The sequence below is a fragment of the Ligilactobacillus equi DSM 15833 = JCM 10991 genome (genome assembly GCF_000615765.1).
GTDB classification, from domain to species: domain Bacteria; phylum Bacillota; class Bacilli; order Lactobacillales; family Lactobacillaceae; genus Ligilactobacillus; species Ligilactobacillus equi.
Map to the genome: position 1 here is coordinate 24,167 of NZ_BAMI01000013.1, position 15,677 is coordinate 39,843.

Here is a 15,677-nt window from a genome sequence, read left to right on the forward strand (position 1 = left end):
TCATTCATGCATTTAGAAACCATTTTAGCCCAAGCCGGCAACCGCAATAGCCAAGACCAATTTAAATCTGTCTCCGCTCCTTTGTACTTTTCATCTAACTTCCGTCACGATTCCTTGGCCGAAGTTGCTAATTTTGATGAAGATAAACAATTTGCTTATGCACGGCTCAAGACCCCGACCCGTAGTGTCTTAGAAGAGACCCTCGCCCGATTAGAAGGCGGAAAATACGCCTACGCTCTGTCTTCAGGAATGGCGGCGATTCAATTAGTCTTTGGAATCCTCAAACAAAATGATCACGTCATCTCCTTAAATGACCTTTACGGCGGAACTTTCCGCTACTTTGATTACCTCACGGAACATGTTGGCATTCACTTTGATGAATGGGATGGCCAAAAAGTAGCTGACTTAGTTGCACTTTGCCGACCAGAAACACGGTTAATTTGGCTCGAAACACCTTCTAACCCAACTATGAAAGAAATTGACATTGTGGAGGTTTGTCATCAAATTAAAGCTCTCAATCCAGAAATTATCATTGCTGTAGACAATACCTTCTATTCGCCAATCTTCCAGCAACCGCTTCAAGATGGTGCAGACCTCGTAATCCACTCAGCAACGAAATACCTCTCTGGCCATAACGACATTTTAGCAGGTTGTGTTATTACCGGTTCCGACTATTTAGCAGCCAAACTATCCTTTAACCTCAAAACCACCGGGGCTAACCTTGATCCTTTTGATTCTTGGCTCTTACTCCGGAGCTTGAAAACTTTACCGATTCGGATGAAACAACACCAAGCTAACGCCCAAATTATCGCCCAGTATCTCGAAGAAGAACCAGCCGTCTCCAAGGTCCTTTACCCAGGGAAAGGTGGCATGATTTCCTTCTACATTAAGGATGAAGCCCAAGTCGCTAACTTCTTTGAAAAACTCCAAGTGATTTCTTTTGCTGAAAGTTTAGGCGGGGTTGAAAGCTTAGTCACCCTCCCCGACCAACAAACGCACCACGATATGGTAGTCGAAAAGCGACGTGCCTTAGGTATCACACCTAACTTAATTCGTTTTTCCGTCGGTTTAGAAAATGCTACAGATTTAATTGCAGACTTACGCCAGGCTCTACACTAAGGCATAGTATAAAAAGGAAACTTAATTAACATGCAAAGTTGCATTAGAACACTTACTCGTAAAACTCGGCCTGGCGGTGACTTCGAAGTCGAGGCCCCACTACCTGCCATCTGTGGTTATCTTATCTGTATTCTCTTTACTTAGCATCGTTTTAGCCACATAACAAAAATCCCCCCAGTTTCCTGGGGGGTTATTAATGTTTCACGTGAAACATCAGTTTGTTTCCGAAATTAAACGGGCGCCTTGACGATCGATTTCGAGGGCCACGAACTCACCGTTAAACCCCAGCTTTTGCGCTTGGGTAGCTAATTTCGGACCAGTTTGAGTTGGAGCAACCATCATCAAGGTTGGACCTGCCCCACTTAAATACACGACTGCATCATTGGCATGGGCAAAATCCCTTAGAGGTGCTAATTCTGGCACCAATTTGGAGCGGTAAGGTTCATGATAGCAATCACCTTCCAGCAAAGGCGCGGCTTGAGCCAAATCACCCCGAGCCAAGGCCGCCACTAAAGTATTACCAATACTCCCGGCCACAACTGCTTGGCGGTAGGCTAATGCTTCCGGTAAAACTGCCCGACTTTCACTGGTCAGTAATTCATAGTTAGGAATAAAAGCTACTAAATCAGCATCAGGAAATGGTAACTTAATTGACGTAACCTGATTAGCCACAGTCGTCGAAACTGTTAAATCACCATAAATTGCTGGCGCGACATTATCTGGATGCCCCTCGATGCGGGTCGCCATTTCCAGTAACTCTTTGGAAGACCAACCATGTTCTCCTAAAACATCGGCTAGTATCAAACCTGCGACAATTGCTGACGAAGACGAACCTAAACCACGTGCCAAAGGAATTTCTGAATTGACCTTAATTTGGTGTGGTTTTATACTAGGGTCAACTTCGAGAGCTGTTTTTACAATTAAATTACTGGCATCGCTAGGAACCGTAGCACCAAAAGGATGGATAACCTGCCAAGTATCCGTAGCGACACCAATTTCGACTTTAAGGTAAAGGGCAACAGCAATACCTAAGGAATCAAAACCTGGACCTAGATTGGCACTAGTAGCCGGAACTAAAATTGTTTGTGTCATAGCATCACCTAGTTTAAAACTTTATAAGCTGCCTTAATTTCCAGGTCAGCTACTTCTTGAAGGGCCACTTTAATCCTCTTTAATTGTTGCCGTGACATTTCATGAGTCACTAACATAATTCGTGCTCTTTGATCAGGTAATTCTGTTTGTGTTAATAAATTAAAAGAAGCTTGATTTTCGGTCATAATTTCCGTTAATTTGAGCATTTGTCCCGGACGATCTGCCACCTCTAAAGCGAGATAATATGGGTCTACGACTTGATCATCGGTCGCCTTTTGAATTGGAGTTTGATATTCATTAAAACGCGTTCCTGTAGTTCCCATATTGATATTCTTGCTAACAGTGATAATGTCACTCAAGACACTGTTAGCTGTTGGTAATTCCCCAGCACCAGGACCATAAAACATGGTTTCGCCCACAGCCGCTCCCGTAACAAAGACAGCATTATTTTCATTAGCAACATTAGCTAAAGGTTGGGTTTGTGGGACTAAAACTGGCGCTACCGTTACATCGATACTACCATCAATGAGCTTAGCCCGACCTAGAAGCTTAATTTGGTAACCTAGACGTTTGGCTTCCGCAATGTCGGCTGCATGTACCTTAGAAATCCCTTCAACGTAAATATCGGCTAGTTTAATATCCATCCCGAAGGCAAATTGCGTTAAAATCACCATCTTGTAGGCAGCATCAATTCCTTCAACATCATTAGTTGGGTCTGCTTCAGCAAAACCTCTTTCTTGGGCTTGAGCCAAGGCCGTAGCGTAGTCTAAACCATTTTGGTTCATTTGCGTCATGATGAAGTTAGTTGTTCCATTGACAATCCCCTTCACTTCAACAATTCTATCCGCCGCAAAGGAGTTGACAATCGTCCGTAAAATTGGAATCCCACCGGCCACACTAGCTTCGTAGAAAAGATCGCAACCTTTTTCACGAGCTAAAGCAACTAAACTAGGTCCGTGCAAGGCAATCAAATCCTTGTTTGCAGTCACCACATGCTTACCGGCCCTCAAAGCGGCTTCAATATAATCTTTGGCCTGGTCAATGGTTCCCATGACTTCTACCATCATTTGAATTTCAGAATCATTGATAATTTCAAAAGGATCATTTGAAACCTTGACCCCCGTCAAATCTACGGAGCGTTGCTTATTCAAATCATGGACAACAACTGTTTTAACTTCTAATTGACGACCAACAATGGAAGTAATTTTGCCAGCGTGTTCGGTCAGCATTCGGACAACTCCACTACCAACTGTACCTAGTCCGAGAATCCCAATCTTAATTTTTTCCACGAGAACCAACTCCTTCGTTTCTTTTTAAGCTAATTCTAACATATAACCTTTTCATTTTGAGATTTTTTTAAAAAAATTCTTATTTTTTACTGACTAAAAACGAATTTTTTGATATTCTAAAGCTAAAATTATCGGTTTTTATTTTTAAAGGAGGAAATTTTATGACTCTCTTATATCGTTCTACGCGCGACCCACAAGGTAAGACTTATACCGCTTCACAAGCAGTTTTACAAGGATTAAGTCCTGACGGCGGTCTCTTTGTCCCCACCGAAATTCCCAAACTTGATTTTGAATTAGCAGATTTAAGCAAATTCTCATATCAAGAACTGGCTCTACACATTTTACAAGCCTTCTTCACCGACTATACGACCGCAGAATTAGAGGCTTGTGTCACAGCTGCCTATAGTACTAACTTTACGGACCCAGCCATTACTCCTTTAAGCTATCAAGCAGGCAATGCCTACCTCGAACTCTTCCATGGGCCAACCATCGCCTTTAAAGACTTAGCCCTCCAGCTTTTACCACACTTGATGACCACTGCCGCCCAAAAAAATCAACACGACCAAGATATTGTGATTTTGACCGCCACTTCCGGTGATACGGGAAAAGCTGCCATGGCTGGCTTCGCTGATGTTGCAGGTACCAAGATTATCGTTTTTTATCCTCGCGATGGAGTTTCTAGCGTCCAAGAAAAGCAAATGTTGACCCAAACTGGCGAAAACACCTATGTAGTTGGAATTAATGGGAACTTCGACCACGCTCAAACCAAGGTCAAAGAACTCTTTAATAACCAAATTTTAGCGCAAGATCTCGCGGCTCATCATTTAGCCTTTTCTTCGGCTAACTCGATTAATATTGGGCGTCTCTTCCCCCAAATAATCTACTATTTCGCCGCTTACGGCCAACTTTTACGCGATGGTAAAATTACATTAGGTCAAAAAATTAATTTCTCAGTCCCAACCGGGAATTTCGGAGACATCTTAGCCGGGTATTTTGCTAAAAAACTTGGTTTACCAATCAAGAAACTCATTTGTGCTTCTAATAAAAACAAGGTCTTAACCGACTTCTTTAATAGTGGACGTTACGACCGCCAACGTCCTTTCTATGTGACAAGCTCACCTTCCATGGATATTTTGGTTTCTAGCAACCTCGAACGCCTACTCTTCTACATTACCGGAGAAGATGCAACCAAAACTGCAGCGCTCATGGACCAACTTAGCCAAGTTGGTCACTACCAATTAGATTCTGAAGTTTTCCAAAATCTAGGTGATTTTGCGGCTGGCTTTGCCGATGAAGTACAAACTGCAACGGAAATTAAACGAGTAGCCACTCTAGACGACTACATCCTTGATCCGCATACTGCAGTTGCTTCGGCGGTGGCCAAAAACTATCAAAAGGCAAGTGGCGATTTAAGCCCTATGGTGATTGTTTCCACCGCTAGTCCTTATAAATTCCCGCAAGCAGTACTTGAAGCCCTAGAAACGGATTCTCAGCACGCTGAAGGTCTCGAAGCAGTGACCGAGTTGCAAGCTAAGCTTCAAACCCCATTGCCACCAACCGTGGCTACTTTATTTGAAGCTCCTATTCGCCATCACCTCACTTGTGATCCACAGGACATGGAGGAAATGGTGCGCCAAATTTTAAAAGTTAACTAATCCAAACCCCAGCCTTTCGCTCTGATTGCTGGGGTTTTCATATATGTTAAAGCGCAATAAAAAAAGACCTCACGGTCTTAAAAATATGGGACGATTCATGTAAAATTAAGAAAGATTAACCCAGTAATGGAAAGGAAATAATATGTGGATTATCCAAGAAAAAAGCCCCGCCGATTTGGAATTAAAGGTCTTACTCAAAGACCAATGGCGCTTACCCAAACGTTATATTTATGGTTTAAGTAAGCAACAAAATGTCCTGCTTGACGGACATTACCATCATCTGAAAACCTTGGTTCGCAAAGGCACAATGGTTTCACTGAAATTTACAGGCCAGGAGTTTCGCAGCTTACAGTACTACCTCCCAGATAGCAGCCAGCGGTTAGAAATTTTATTCGAGAATCGAGATTTAGTCGTAATTAACAAGCCAGCAGGAATTAAAAGCCACCCCAATCAAGCCCAAGAATTAGGTACCGTCATGAACTACCTCAGTGCCCAATTAGGACAAGCTTATATGGTCCATCGTTTAGATCAAGAAACCTCCGGAGCCATGCTAGTAGCTAAAAATCCGGTTGTTGTTCCAGTTTTAAACCAATTAATTGCCCAAGGAGCCATCAAACGACGCTACCTAGCCATCGTCCATGGTCACTTTACACAAACACAAGGATTTTTTGATCAACCGATTGGGCTTAACCCACAAAATCCTAACCTACGGGCTATCAACGGTCTCCAGGCTCAAAGCGCCCGGAGCTATTACCGCGTCCTTGACCAAAACACAGCTTATAGCCTGGTCTACCTCACTTTGGAAACCGGCCGCACCCACCAACTACGCGTCCATCTCCAAGCCAGCGGCCATCCGATTGTCGGTGACCCTCTCTATGGTCAAGACCAGGCTAAACACTTACTTTTACACGGCTTACAACAAAAACTAGTCTTACCTTTTAGTTTTACAACCGAAACTATTGTCGCCCCACCACCAGCCTACTTTACCACCTACTTTCCAAATTTGAACCAACTTAATTTAACTGAGCTTTTATATCAATCTGGGCATAAAGATTGATGAAAGCGGTTTTCAAATTTATAATAAGAAGTATCAAGATATAAGCGAGGTTTTTATATGACTTTAGAAGTAATGCCGGATGCGGCTTTATGGTTCAAAAAAGAATTCGGCTTCACTAACGGGGGTAACATCCGCATCTATCCCAAAATTTATGGAGGAATTCCCACAATTTTCCCTAATTACTATCTTGGTATCAAAAGTCAACCTGTCACTGAAGACGGGGTCGTAGTTGAAACCGCAGTGGGAGTGAGTTTCCAAATTTTAGAAAATGATACCTGGATTTTAAATGATTTTGATTTACGCCTAGAACTAGAAAATAATGACATCAAATACCACTTTATCCCTCATGAAGGAGTTAGCCTTGATGCCGTCTCTGGTGCCAGCGCTCACTAAAGAGACCTAATTTTTTAGGTCTCTTTTTTCTAATTTCCTCTTGTTTTTAAGGACAATTTTGCTTATGCTTGACTTGAAATTAGTTCGGGGAGGAATTTATTATGCACAATCATCAACACGATATCAAACTCAGTAAGCAACGCTTTACTCTCGTAACTCTGCTTAATCTTGCCATTACGCTAGCTGAAATTATCGGAGGCCTCTTATCAGGAAGTTTGGCCCTACTTTCCGATGCCTTCCATAACTTTGGAGACAGCTTTGCCATTATTTTGAGTTACAGCGCCCAACTTATTGCTGGACAAAAGCGTTCACCTTCCCAAACTTACGGCTATAAGCGAGCCGAAATTCTCGCTGCTTTACTCAACTCTCTCTTCTTAGTCGTTATGTCAGTCTTTTTAAGCTTTGCAGCTCTCAAACGATTAGGTCATCCCGAAACCATTGACGGTCCTGTAATGCTGACTGTAGCCATTATCGGACTGCTGGCCAATCTGATTTCTGCCTTGCTTTTGGCCAGTTCCAGCAAACACAATCTAAATATCAAAGCCACCTATCTCCACATCTTGAGTGATGCCCTCTCCTCCCTCGCTGTGATTGGTGTCGGTTTAGTCCTCACTTTTATCCCAGCTGACTGGATTGATCCCTTATTAACCATTTTGGTCTCTGGCTACATCATCTGGGAAGCATGGCCTATCATTAAAAAGACCCTCATAATTCTAATGGAGCCGCCCCGGACTTAGATTATGCGGCCATTAAGGCTGATATCCTCCAAATCCCCAATGTAACTTCTATTCATCATATTCACGCTTGGATGATTGACGAGCACGACATCATCTTTTCGGCCCATATTAACTTAAGTAACTGCCAACTCAGTCAGGCCGAAGTTATTTACAGTCAAATCGAAAGACTTTTGCAAACCAAATACCACATCAGTCACACCACTATTCAAGCGGAATACCAGCGTGGTTTAAATGAAGACCTTTTTGATAGTAAGAATCCTTATTAACAGCTCTAAAAGGCTGTTTTTTTGTGCTAGACAAGTTTTAACACACTAAAAAACACCGAAGTTCAGGGAAAACTTCGGTGTCTGTGATTAGGATTCAGGGAAAATCACTAATCAAATGCCTAGCCTAGGGGTGCTAGGACTTTATATACTTCTTTTAGGGGAAAAAGTATTATGAAAAAAGTTTCTTTTGTTAAGGTATGTGTATATACTACAAACTAATTGTGAATTTTATATGAATTAATTGTGAATTTTTTGTGAATTCATCTAAAAAACGTTTCCATTTCAAAAAAGGTTACTTTATTAGGGGAAAATCTAGGCTTCTTTCCATAAAAAAAGAAACTTTCAGCAAAAAATTTCTGAAAGTTTCATACTTGTCTAGTCGCAATGTCGCCATTTAGTGTCAGTGAGCACCCGAGCAATAGCTAAGCCTAACGGCAAAGCCAAAACAATCAACAACGCTTGCGTTAACCAATAAGAACCAACGCCAATGGAAGTCAACCCGATATTATAAATAGCTCGGTAAAGATAGAGACCTGGTACCATAATTACAATTGCCGGAACCGTTAAGGCAATCCGCGGATAACCGTACTTACTTTGTAACCGGAAAGATAAAAATCCTGCTACTAAAGCTCCTAAAAAGGCCGCAAAAGCCGGAGGAACACTAGTGAAATCTACCAATTCTAAACGCAAGGTGTTGGCCACAGCCCCTACCAAACCAGCCGTTAAAGCTACGCGTTTAGTAGAATTAAAGAGAACTGAGAAACCATAGACCCCACAAAAACTCGCCACTAAACGCAGAAGCAATAAGGAAATAGCATCAAGATTTTGGGCAGCAAAATTTTGAGGCTTGAAATTTAACAACAAGGCCACCAACCAACCTGTAACCGTCGCAACTATAATGATAGTTAGCGCATGAACTAATCTTTCAAGCCCGGAACGCATATCGGATTTAAAAATATCCAAACCACTCGTAATGAAAGGAAATCCCGGAATTACAAAGAGCATGGAACCAATGTAGCCCGCTTCTCGTTTCAAATGTAAATTGAAAAAATATTGAATAGCTTCAAAAGAAATAAAATACATAAAACAAGCAAAAGAAACTGCCGCAATCAAGGATACTAACAACGTCAATTTCCGCCCGCTAAGTTTTTTGCGTAACCATTGCCCAAATCCCGCCCCAATGAAAGCACAAATAATATCAAACAGTCCTCCACCCAGTAAAAAGGTAAAGGCACCACAAGCTAAAGCGGAGGCTAGCCAGATTGAACGGATGTATAATTACCAGGCTTGGCATTAATTTTATCTAAATCATGGGTAATTTTTTCAAGGCTCCATGAAGCACCCTTGACCTCAAACTTTTTAACATAGCGTTCTAAAACTTCGAGCTTATCTGTATTCACCCCGGTTGAAGGTAGGGAAAGCGTCTGACTAAAACTGTGTTCCCCCTCTACGCAAGTGTAGGAAATAGATAATAGACCGATATCCGCTGAACATGTTACGCCTAGAACCCGCGCAATCGTGTCCATAGAATCACGCACACGCCAAGCCCCAGTCCCACAAGATAGCATCATCAAACCAATCCGCCCAATAATTCCGGCCCGTTTTTTTAACGAAGTGTAATCCGCCGGCACTTTAGCATCATCACCGATGTATTCTTGCCAAGCAATGGACATATGGTGGTGTTGGGTGTTAGGTCCTAAATTATGTTGATTTTCTGTCTCACTTTTTTCCATTTTGCTCCACCTCTAATAGAAACTCATTTCGAAGCCTGCTTGCCAACTACTATTCCCAGTTAACTTATTGATGGCAAACTTATGACTCAATGCCTGATCACTTGTAATGGTGTCGGCTAATCCCCACCAAGGTTCAAGACAGACAAATGGTGCTTGGGTTGGATATGGTGACCAGATTCCTACAAAAGGTGTTTCCTGCAGTTTAAGAGCCACTCCATGACCTGAGGGACCTTCTAAACTTAAAGTTACTTCTTGACCCTGTAAATTCAAAATTAAAGCATCTTGGTCAAATAAATTATGATTTAAACCTAGAGCTTGCTTTAAATCTAAAGTTGTCTGGTTTTCAGGATCACTATAAGGGCCTCGTAACTTAATTTGAGCGTATTCCTGCGCAGGATCAACCTTGAACATGGTGGTTTCAAAATTATCTTGCGCCGTTAAAGGTATGTTAAAGGCAGGATGTGCTCCCAAGGCAAATAGCATGTCTGTTGTGGCCGGATTGTCAACTTGGTAACCCACTAAAATCGTGGCCCCCTTCAACTCATAACTAAGACGTAACCTAAAATCAAAGGGATAAATTTGGTGACTTTGGTCCGAACTGGTTAAAGTAAAAAGCGCTTTCGTTTCACTTTGAGCAGTCACTTCAAACTCTTGATCCCGAGCAAAACCATGTTGCCCTTGGTGATAGCTATGGCCTTGGTAAGTGTAGGTATCATCTTTGAGACGCCCCACAAACGGAAATAATACCGGCGCATGGCGCCCCCAATATTTCGCATCGGCTTGCCAGAGATATTCTATTTGATTATTCTGGCCTTTAATCGAGGTTAACTCTGCCCCATGTGTTGAAATTTGAACAGTCAAGTCCGCATTATGTAAGGTTACTAACATTTTCTCTCTCCTATCATACAACCTAATTCTCCTAAAATTATACGCCTATTTAAGAAAAGCAAAAAGTCAAAAATTAAAAACAAAAAGCCAGGACTGCTCCTGACTTAGTTTCGTTTCCTTACTTGTAATCATCTTCACGGTTCTTCACGCGTACCGGTGCGGGCTTGAATACAGGTTGAATCACCCATAAGAGTCCAGCAATTGTTAAAGTGTAAATCAATGCTTCTGCCATAAAATCAGCCCTTTCTCATTTGTTAGTCTTATCCTATCAAAAAAATTACCTTAAAGCAATTAAATTTCCTTTAAAATCCTTATGAAATCAAGATTGTTTTCGGTTGCAAAACTTACCATTGACTTTCAAGGAGTAACTTTATTTTAGAAAATAATTGTGACTTTTTTGCAAAGAAATTGCGCTATTTTCTTAGTTTTTACAAAAATAACTTATGTTCCGTTTTTCCTGTAAGCTTCATTGTCTTTTCTAAAACACCACGCACCATATAGCGAGTCTTCCCACCTTCAGCGCAAGTAATCAAGGTTAAAAGCTTTTGGTCGGGAACGTCGTCTAAGTAATTAACTTCATACTTAGTGATAATCTTTTTTTCGGTAATCTTATAGATGTAAACCTTTTTACCATCGGTTAAGTAAACCTTCATTCCCGGCTTGGCATTTTCCAGTTGACCAAATAAAACATTAATATCGTCCATATGGTGACCAGCTAAGGAATAATTTCCTTCGCCCATTTGTTCGCCCGCCTTCATAGTTCCAGCGCCTTTGGCCAAACCATAATTGCTTAAACCTTCATAAATTGGAAGTTTAATTTTCAAATCCGGGATAGCAATTTTACCAATTACGGCCGCATCATCAGATAAACTCTTCACCGTAGTTTGGTTGTCTAAAGATTTAACATTTTCAAAATCAAAATCTGCTTGACTACTATGTTTGCTACCTTCGATTTTTTTACTTAATTCTGTTTTCTGACTATGATTAATCAAAGCATAGGTAATCTGCTTGTTAAAAATCAAATAGAGTCCCGCCACCAATAAGATAGTTGCGACGACAATTCTTAAAATATTCAGTCCCTTTTTCACTAAGCTTCCTCTTTTCTTTAGTATATTTTTAGTATAGATTACTTTTGGGAAGCAAACAAGGTCAACGCATCTTTAAAAAGTCATCCCGCTTAGCCATAATAATTTGTTCTACAATTGTCAGATTTAGCGGTTGACCAAACTTAGGTTTTTCTAAAAGATAATCAAAGTCCGCCGAATCAACCCCAACATTGATATTTTCCTTAGTATGAACCGAATAATGATGAATATGACCATGCAAATTAATAATATTAGGTACAATTCCGAGCATCATTGGATAATGTGTCAAATAGTATTGCCGGTGGTTATACTTGATTAAGGCTCCCACATCTTCAAAACGAAACTTATCGCGACCATTTACCTGATAATTGTGCTTAGCCAAATACTTAAAGAGCGCACGGTTATCATGATTTCCTTTAATTAAGACAAGATTACCATTTAAACGTTGCAAAAGTTCGTAAATATCTTGATGGGACTGACTTTCAGGCCGCACAAAATGCACCGCGATGTCGCCTAAATGATAAACCGTATCTTCCGGAGCAACGACTTCGTTCCAATGCGCAATAATTTTCTCATTCATATCATAGGCATTGAGAAATGGTCGGTCGGCAAAATTCGTCCGCCCCAATAAGTGTTGGTCAAAAAAGTGGGTATCTGAAGTTACATAAATCATTAAAAATCTCCTTAATTAACTTGAAATTTCTGGCAATTGGTTTTACAGTAAGACTATCCTCAAAGAAAGGACGTTTATTATGACTAAGTACACCGTTGAATTAAGCAAGGAAGACTTGGAATTAATCCGGGATTGCCACTTAAAAAATCCTAGCATCATCAAAGCTTTAGATGCCGCTAAGGAACAAGCTGCTAAATAAGCACTAACCGCCCGCTTAGGACGGTTTTTTTATTGCTAAAGCCACCTCTAATTGCCTTAGTAAAGCCGACACATCCGTTGACTGCTCCGGATTAGCCTGACGGATTTGGTCTTGATTTAAGTCTACAGGGCTTAAGTCGTGAAATTTAATCAAAGCCCCTGCCTTCGTCTTAATTAATAAACAAGGTACTGCAAAACTAATCGCATCATACTTCCAATCCCCATCACGGACATACTTCGGCGCTTGACCATAATAACCATCGAAGAAGTAACTTTTTTCTTTTTCGAAAATATAGTTTTGCGTGGAAAAAATACTATGCTTCAATTTTTGCCAAAAACTCGCTTCTGGATCACCAACATAGGTCGAAGAAATTACCTTTTCTTCCAGCCCATAAACAACATATTCCTGGATAAGCTTATACTCCGCAATTTCTTCAAGAATAATTTCTTTCCCTGCTAACATTAATGCTGTCATCAATTCAACTCCTTCGCTTGCCAGATATTAGCACTAGTAAAAACTCTAACTTCTTTAGTTTGCATCAATTCCGGCGTTAGGCGCAAACTACTAACCTGAGCTTGGTCAGCAGCTTGATAGTAATAAGTCAGGTCTTGTGCAGAAGTCGCTGCCCGGTAAACAGTGTAAGTAGGCCGATGAGCCATACTTTTCGGAACTGTAACTGTATCCAATACCCCAAATGTTAAAGATAATGCCTGACTTTCATTTGTAGGTTGATCTGCTAATTCTTTGACATAGGCTGCTCGTACAAATCGTTGACTGGGAGAAAAGCCACCTAGCGGTGATTTTTTTCCTCCAAGTTTACCAGTCGTCACATGGAAAGTCCCGGGCTTAATGTGGCCCGTCTTAAAGTCGTCACTAAATTCCATATAATCTTCCAATTTGGCCAACTGCCGTTCAAAGTTAGGCATATTGGTCACAATTCCCATAGGATTATCAATCACCTTGAGCGGGTTTGTACTTGGTTCGATTACCACGGTCCGCCCCGTCAAATCCGTTAAACTAAAGTGGAGTTCAGCTCCCCCATTTTTATGGTTGCTATTTGCATTACTCATTAGTTCAATTTGACTTAAATGAGCTTCAATTTCCGCAATTGAGGCAAAATTACCTAGGACATAGTGGACAAATTCAAAGGCTTCTAATTGGACCTTACGGGCATCTTTTTCATCTACCAAGTTTGCACCGTTAGTAAAAGTTAATTTTTGCGCCATGAGGCCACATTCATTGACCCCATCACTAATATCGACGTAATCTTGGTCCTGAAAACCACCCCCTACTAGCATATTTATTCTGATATTGTCGACCATCAAACTTCGAATGCCATTGAAAACCGGCGGGCACATATATTGGCAAGACATATAAGTCATCCCAATCCATGGTCCGCCCAAGTACTTGATAACCATTTTTAGCTGTAATACTCACACTAGTACACATGCCATCGCCTCCCAATCTTTTTCTTTTATGATAAGCGCTTACCTCGAAAGTTACAAGTTTCTTGCGCAAAAAAGCCCCCTCCTGGGAGCTGCGTAAATTATTCTTCCATTTCAAAATTCTGATTACCAGTTTTGGCCTTAATAAAGTGAGCCACTAATCCTAAAAAGTAACCACAAATTCCAAAGGTGAACCAACCAAAACCTAGATTGAAGAAGGGGAAATATTGTCCCGCAAAAGCTGTCAGCGTCTTGGCTAAGGTAGTTTGACTAATCACCGCTGGACTAGCGTTAAGCATATCAAAAATAGCGGGAATAAAAGCAAAGAAAACTGTTAATCTGTAAGTTGTAGCATCATTTTGAAATAAAGGTGAAGTTATACCTAAGAAAATCAAGGCAATGGCAATAGGGTACAAAAACATTAAAACTGGAGTTGACCAAGCAATGATTTGGTTTAAACCAAGGTTAGCAAAAACAAAGGAAATCCCACAGTTAACAGTTAAGAAAATCTTATAAGAAATTTACGGGAAACGTTTGTGAAAATCTTGAGCAAAGGCGATTACCAACCCATAGCCGTTGACATACAAGTAATGGTTGAAAGGGTCGCTAATAAAGCTTCTCCGATAGGTCCCATGTAGAAGTTAGCAATTTGGGCGAAGGCCGTCCCCCCATTTTCAGATAAAGCAAAGTGATGTAAACTCGTAGCCCCTAGGAAAATCGAAATTAAGTAGATGATGGCAATCCCAGCCATCCCAACCACTCCGGCCTTAGCCATGGAAATTGAAGTCTCTTTAGCACTCTTAATTCCCCAGGACTTAATAGCTGTTACCACCGTAATCCCGAACGCCAAGGCCGCTAAAGCATCCATGGTGTTATAACCTTCTAAGAAACCATTAGTGAAAGAAGCAGTCAAGTAAGCTTCACTAGCCTTAGTAGTATCTGCAGATCCCATTGGCTTAATAAAAGCAAATAAGAAAATCACGAATAATAAAATCAAGAAGATAGGATTCAATAATTTCCCAATTCTTTCAGTGATTTTTCCTTCCTTAAGGGACATAAAGTAGACAATCCCAAAGAAAATTCCGGAATAAATCAACAAGGCTAGACCTTGCATACTGGGCGCGAAGTGGCTAGCGAACATAGAGAAAGGCACAGTTGCCGTTCTTGGGGTAGCGAAAAATGGCCCTAAAGTGGCGTGTACTAAGATTAAGAAAGTTAAAGCTAGGCCCTTCCCTAAAGGTCGTGCTAAGTCAAAGATTCCTTCGGCCCGCGTAATCGCTAAGGCTAAGAGGGCACCTAATGGGAGCAAAATCCCAGAAAATAAGAAGCCGAGTGCGGCACTAAACCAGTGCACACCTGCTAATTGCCCCAAGTGTACTGGGAAAATCAGGTTCCCAGCCCCGAAGAACATTCCAAAAATCAATGAGGACAACATCAAATAGTGTTTAAAATTTAGTTTACTTGTTTTCATATTTTTTCTCCTTCTTCTCTTACCGCTTGAATTAGGAGATTAGCGCTAATCCCGATTAACAAAAAAGTCCTCGCTGGATTTCTCCAGCAAGGACGCAGATGCGTGTTACCACCTTGTTTTACTTGCCTGTCGCCAAGCAAGCCTTACCCCGTACTGCCTATTTGGCAAGACGTTGTCGCGATAAAGGGCGAACCCTTTCGAAACTTCGCATCTGCGTCGCATCGACCACTCAGAGATTACCTTCATTCTGCTACCACTTATCTCTTCTCATCCACCGAGACTTTCTGTCAAGCTTTCCCAGAACTACTCTTCTCATCCATGTGTTTTTGTTTTTCTAAGATGTTCTTAATATAAATCACATTTTAATTAAAGTCAACATATTTTTTTAATCAATATATCATAAATTCTAGAAATTCCCCTAGACAAGGACATCTTTTTCAATTAAACTAAAAACAAGTATTATTAGTTTTTGTGTTCAGCACTTATTGAACGTTTTATTTTTATGGGGAAAAGCGGTGATCCAGTTAGCGTGGCACACCGCTTTTGCATGTGAATGAACTCGGTACTGAAGTACT

Annotated in this window: 11 protein-coding genes and 3 pseudogenes; 5 read left to right on the forward strand and 9 right to left on the reverse strand. The window is 41.0% G+C overall.

The features are described 5' to 3' along the window. Positions 1 to 6 precede the first annotated feature (6 nt). A complete protein-coding gene (locus JCM10991_RS04500; protein ID WP_025020689.1) occupies positions 7 to 1,119 on the forward strand; it encodes a trans-sulfuration enzyme family protein in 1,113 nt (370 codons plus the stop codon). Between the two features lie 213 nt (positions 1,120 to 1,332). Here the strand turns inward: JCM10991_RS04500 and thrB are convergent, their stop codons facing one another. Both thrB and JCM10991_RS04510 read right to left on the reverse strand, forming a co-directional pair. Continuing rightward, complete coding sequence (gene thrB / locus JCM10991_RS04505) at positions 1,333 to 2,211, reverse strand: homoserine kinase (RefSeq protein WP_025020690.1); 879 nt, start codon at positions 2,209 to 2,211, stop codon at positions 1,333 to 1,335. An 8-nt stretch (positions 2,212 to 2,219) separates the two neighbouring features. Continuing rightward, the gene (locus tag JCM10991_RS04510; RefSeq protein WP_025020691.1) at positions 2,220 to 3,500 is read right to left on the reverse strand and encodes a homoserine dehydrogenase; all 1,281 of its coding nucleotides are present in this window, start codon (positions 3,498 to 3,500) and stop codon (positions 2,220 to 2,222) included. A gap of 161 nt (positions 3,501 to 3,661) precedes the next feature. Between JCM10991_RS04510 and thrC the strand changes: the two genes are divergently transcribed. The 4 genes and pseudogenes from thrC (at position 3,662) to JCM10991_RS12660 (ending at position 7,608) form a co-directional block, all read left to right on the forward strand. Continuing rightward, a complete protein-coding gene (gene thrC / locus JCM10991_RS04515) occupies positions 3,662 to 5,155 on the forward strand; it encodes a threonine synthase (RefSeq protein ID WP_025020692.1) in 1,494 nt (497 codons plus the stop codon). Between the two features lie 142 nt (positions 5,156 to 5,297). Continuing rightward, positions 5,298 to 6,212 carry an RluA family pseudouridine synthase gene (locus JCM10991_RS04520; protein ID WP_023859396.1) on the forward strand — a complete coding sequence of 305 codons (915 nt, stop codon included), beginning with the start codon at positions 5,298 to 5,300 and terminating at the stop codon, positions 6,210 to 6,212. A 57-nt stretch (positions 6,213 to 6,269) separates the two neighbouring features. After that, the gene (locus JCM10991_RS04525; RefSeq protein ID WP_023859395.1) at positions 6,270 to 6,605 is read left to right on the forward strand and encodes a hypothetical protein; all 336 of its coding nucleotides are present in this window, start codon (positions 6,270 to 6,272) and stop codon (positions 6,603 to 6,605) included. A gap of 101 nt (positions 6,606 to 6,706) precedes the next feature. Further along, positions 6,707 to 7,608: pseudogene (locus JCM10991_RS12660) on the forward strand (cation diffusion facilitator family transporter). A 375-nt stretch (positions 7,609 to 7,983) separates the two neighbouring features. Here JCM10991_RS12660 and JCM10991_RS12665 read toward each other — a convergent pair. The 7 genes and pseudogenes from JCM10991_RS12665 to brnQ form a co-directional block, all read right to left on the reverse strand. Then, positions 7,984 to 9,341 (reverse strand): annotated as a pseudogene (locus tag JCM10991_RS12665) (threonine/serine exporter family protein). A 12-nt stretch (positions 9,342 to 9,353) separates the two neighbouring features. Beyond that, entirely contained in the window at positions 9,354 to 10,229 is an 876-nt protein-coding gene (locus JCM10991_RS04540; RefSeq protein ID WP_023859392.1) for an aldose 1-epimerase family protein, read from the reverse strand. Between the two features lie 428 nt (positions 10,230 to 10,657). Then, on the reverse strand, positions 10,658 to 11,317 hold the full coding sequence (locus tag JCM10991_RS04550; RefSeq protein WP_025020693.1) for a class A sortase: 660 nt from the start codon (positions 11,315 to 11,317) through the stop codon (positions 10,658 to 10,660). Between the two features lie 61 nt (positions 11,318 to 11,378). Then, positions 11,379 to 11,987 (reverse strand): metallophosphoesterase family protein, encoded by a 609-nt coding sequence (locus tag JCM10991_RS04555; protein ID WP_025020694.1) that lies wholly within the window; start codon positions 11,985 to 11,987, stop codon positions 11,379 to 11,381. 214 nt (positions 11,988 to 12,201) lie between these two features. Next, positions 12,202 to 12,660, reverse strand: coding sequence for a hypothetical protein (locus tag JCM10991_RS04565; RefSeq protein WP_025020695.1), 459 nt, complete (start codon positions 12,658 to 12,660; stop codon positions 12,202 to 12,204). Beyond that, the gene (locus JCM10991_RS12670) at positions 12,660 to 13,604 is read right to left on the reverse strand and encodes a linear amide C-N hydrolase (protein ID WP_225349921.1); all 945 of its coding nucleotides are present in this window, start codon (positions 13,602 to 13,604) and stop codon (positions 12,660 to 12,662) included. The genes JCM10991_RS04565 and JCM10991_RS12670 overlap by 1 nt, the downstream gene beginning before the upstream one ends. Before the next feature lie 128 nt (positions 13,605 to 13,732). Further along, a pseudogene (gene brnQ, locus JCM10991_RS12675) lies at positions 13,733 to 15,102 on the reverse strand (branched-chain amino acid transport system II carrier protein). Between the last annotated feature and the right edge of the window lie 575 nt (positions 15,103 to 15,677).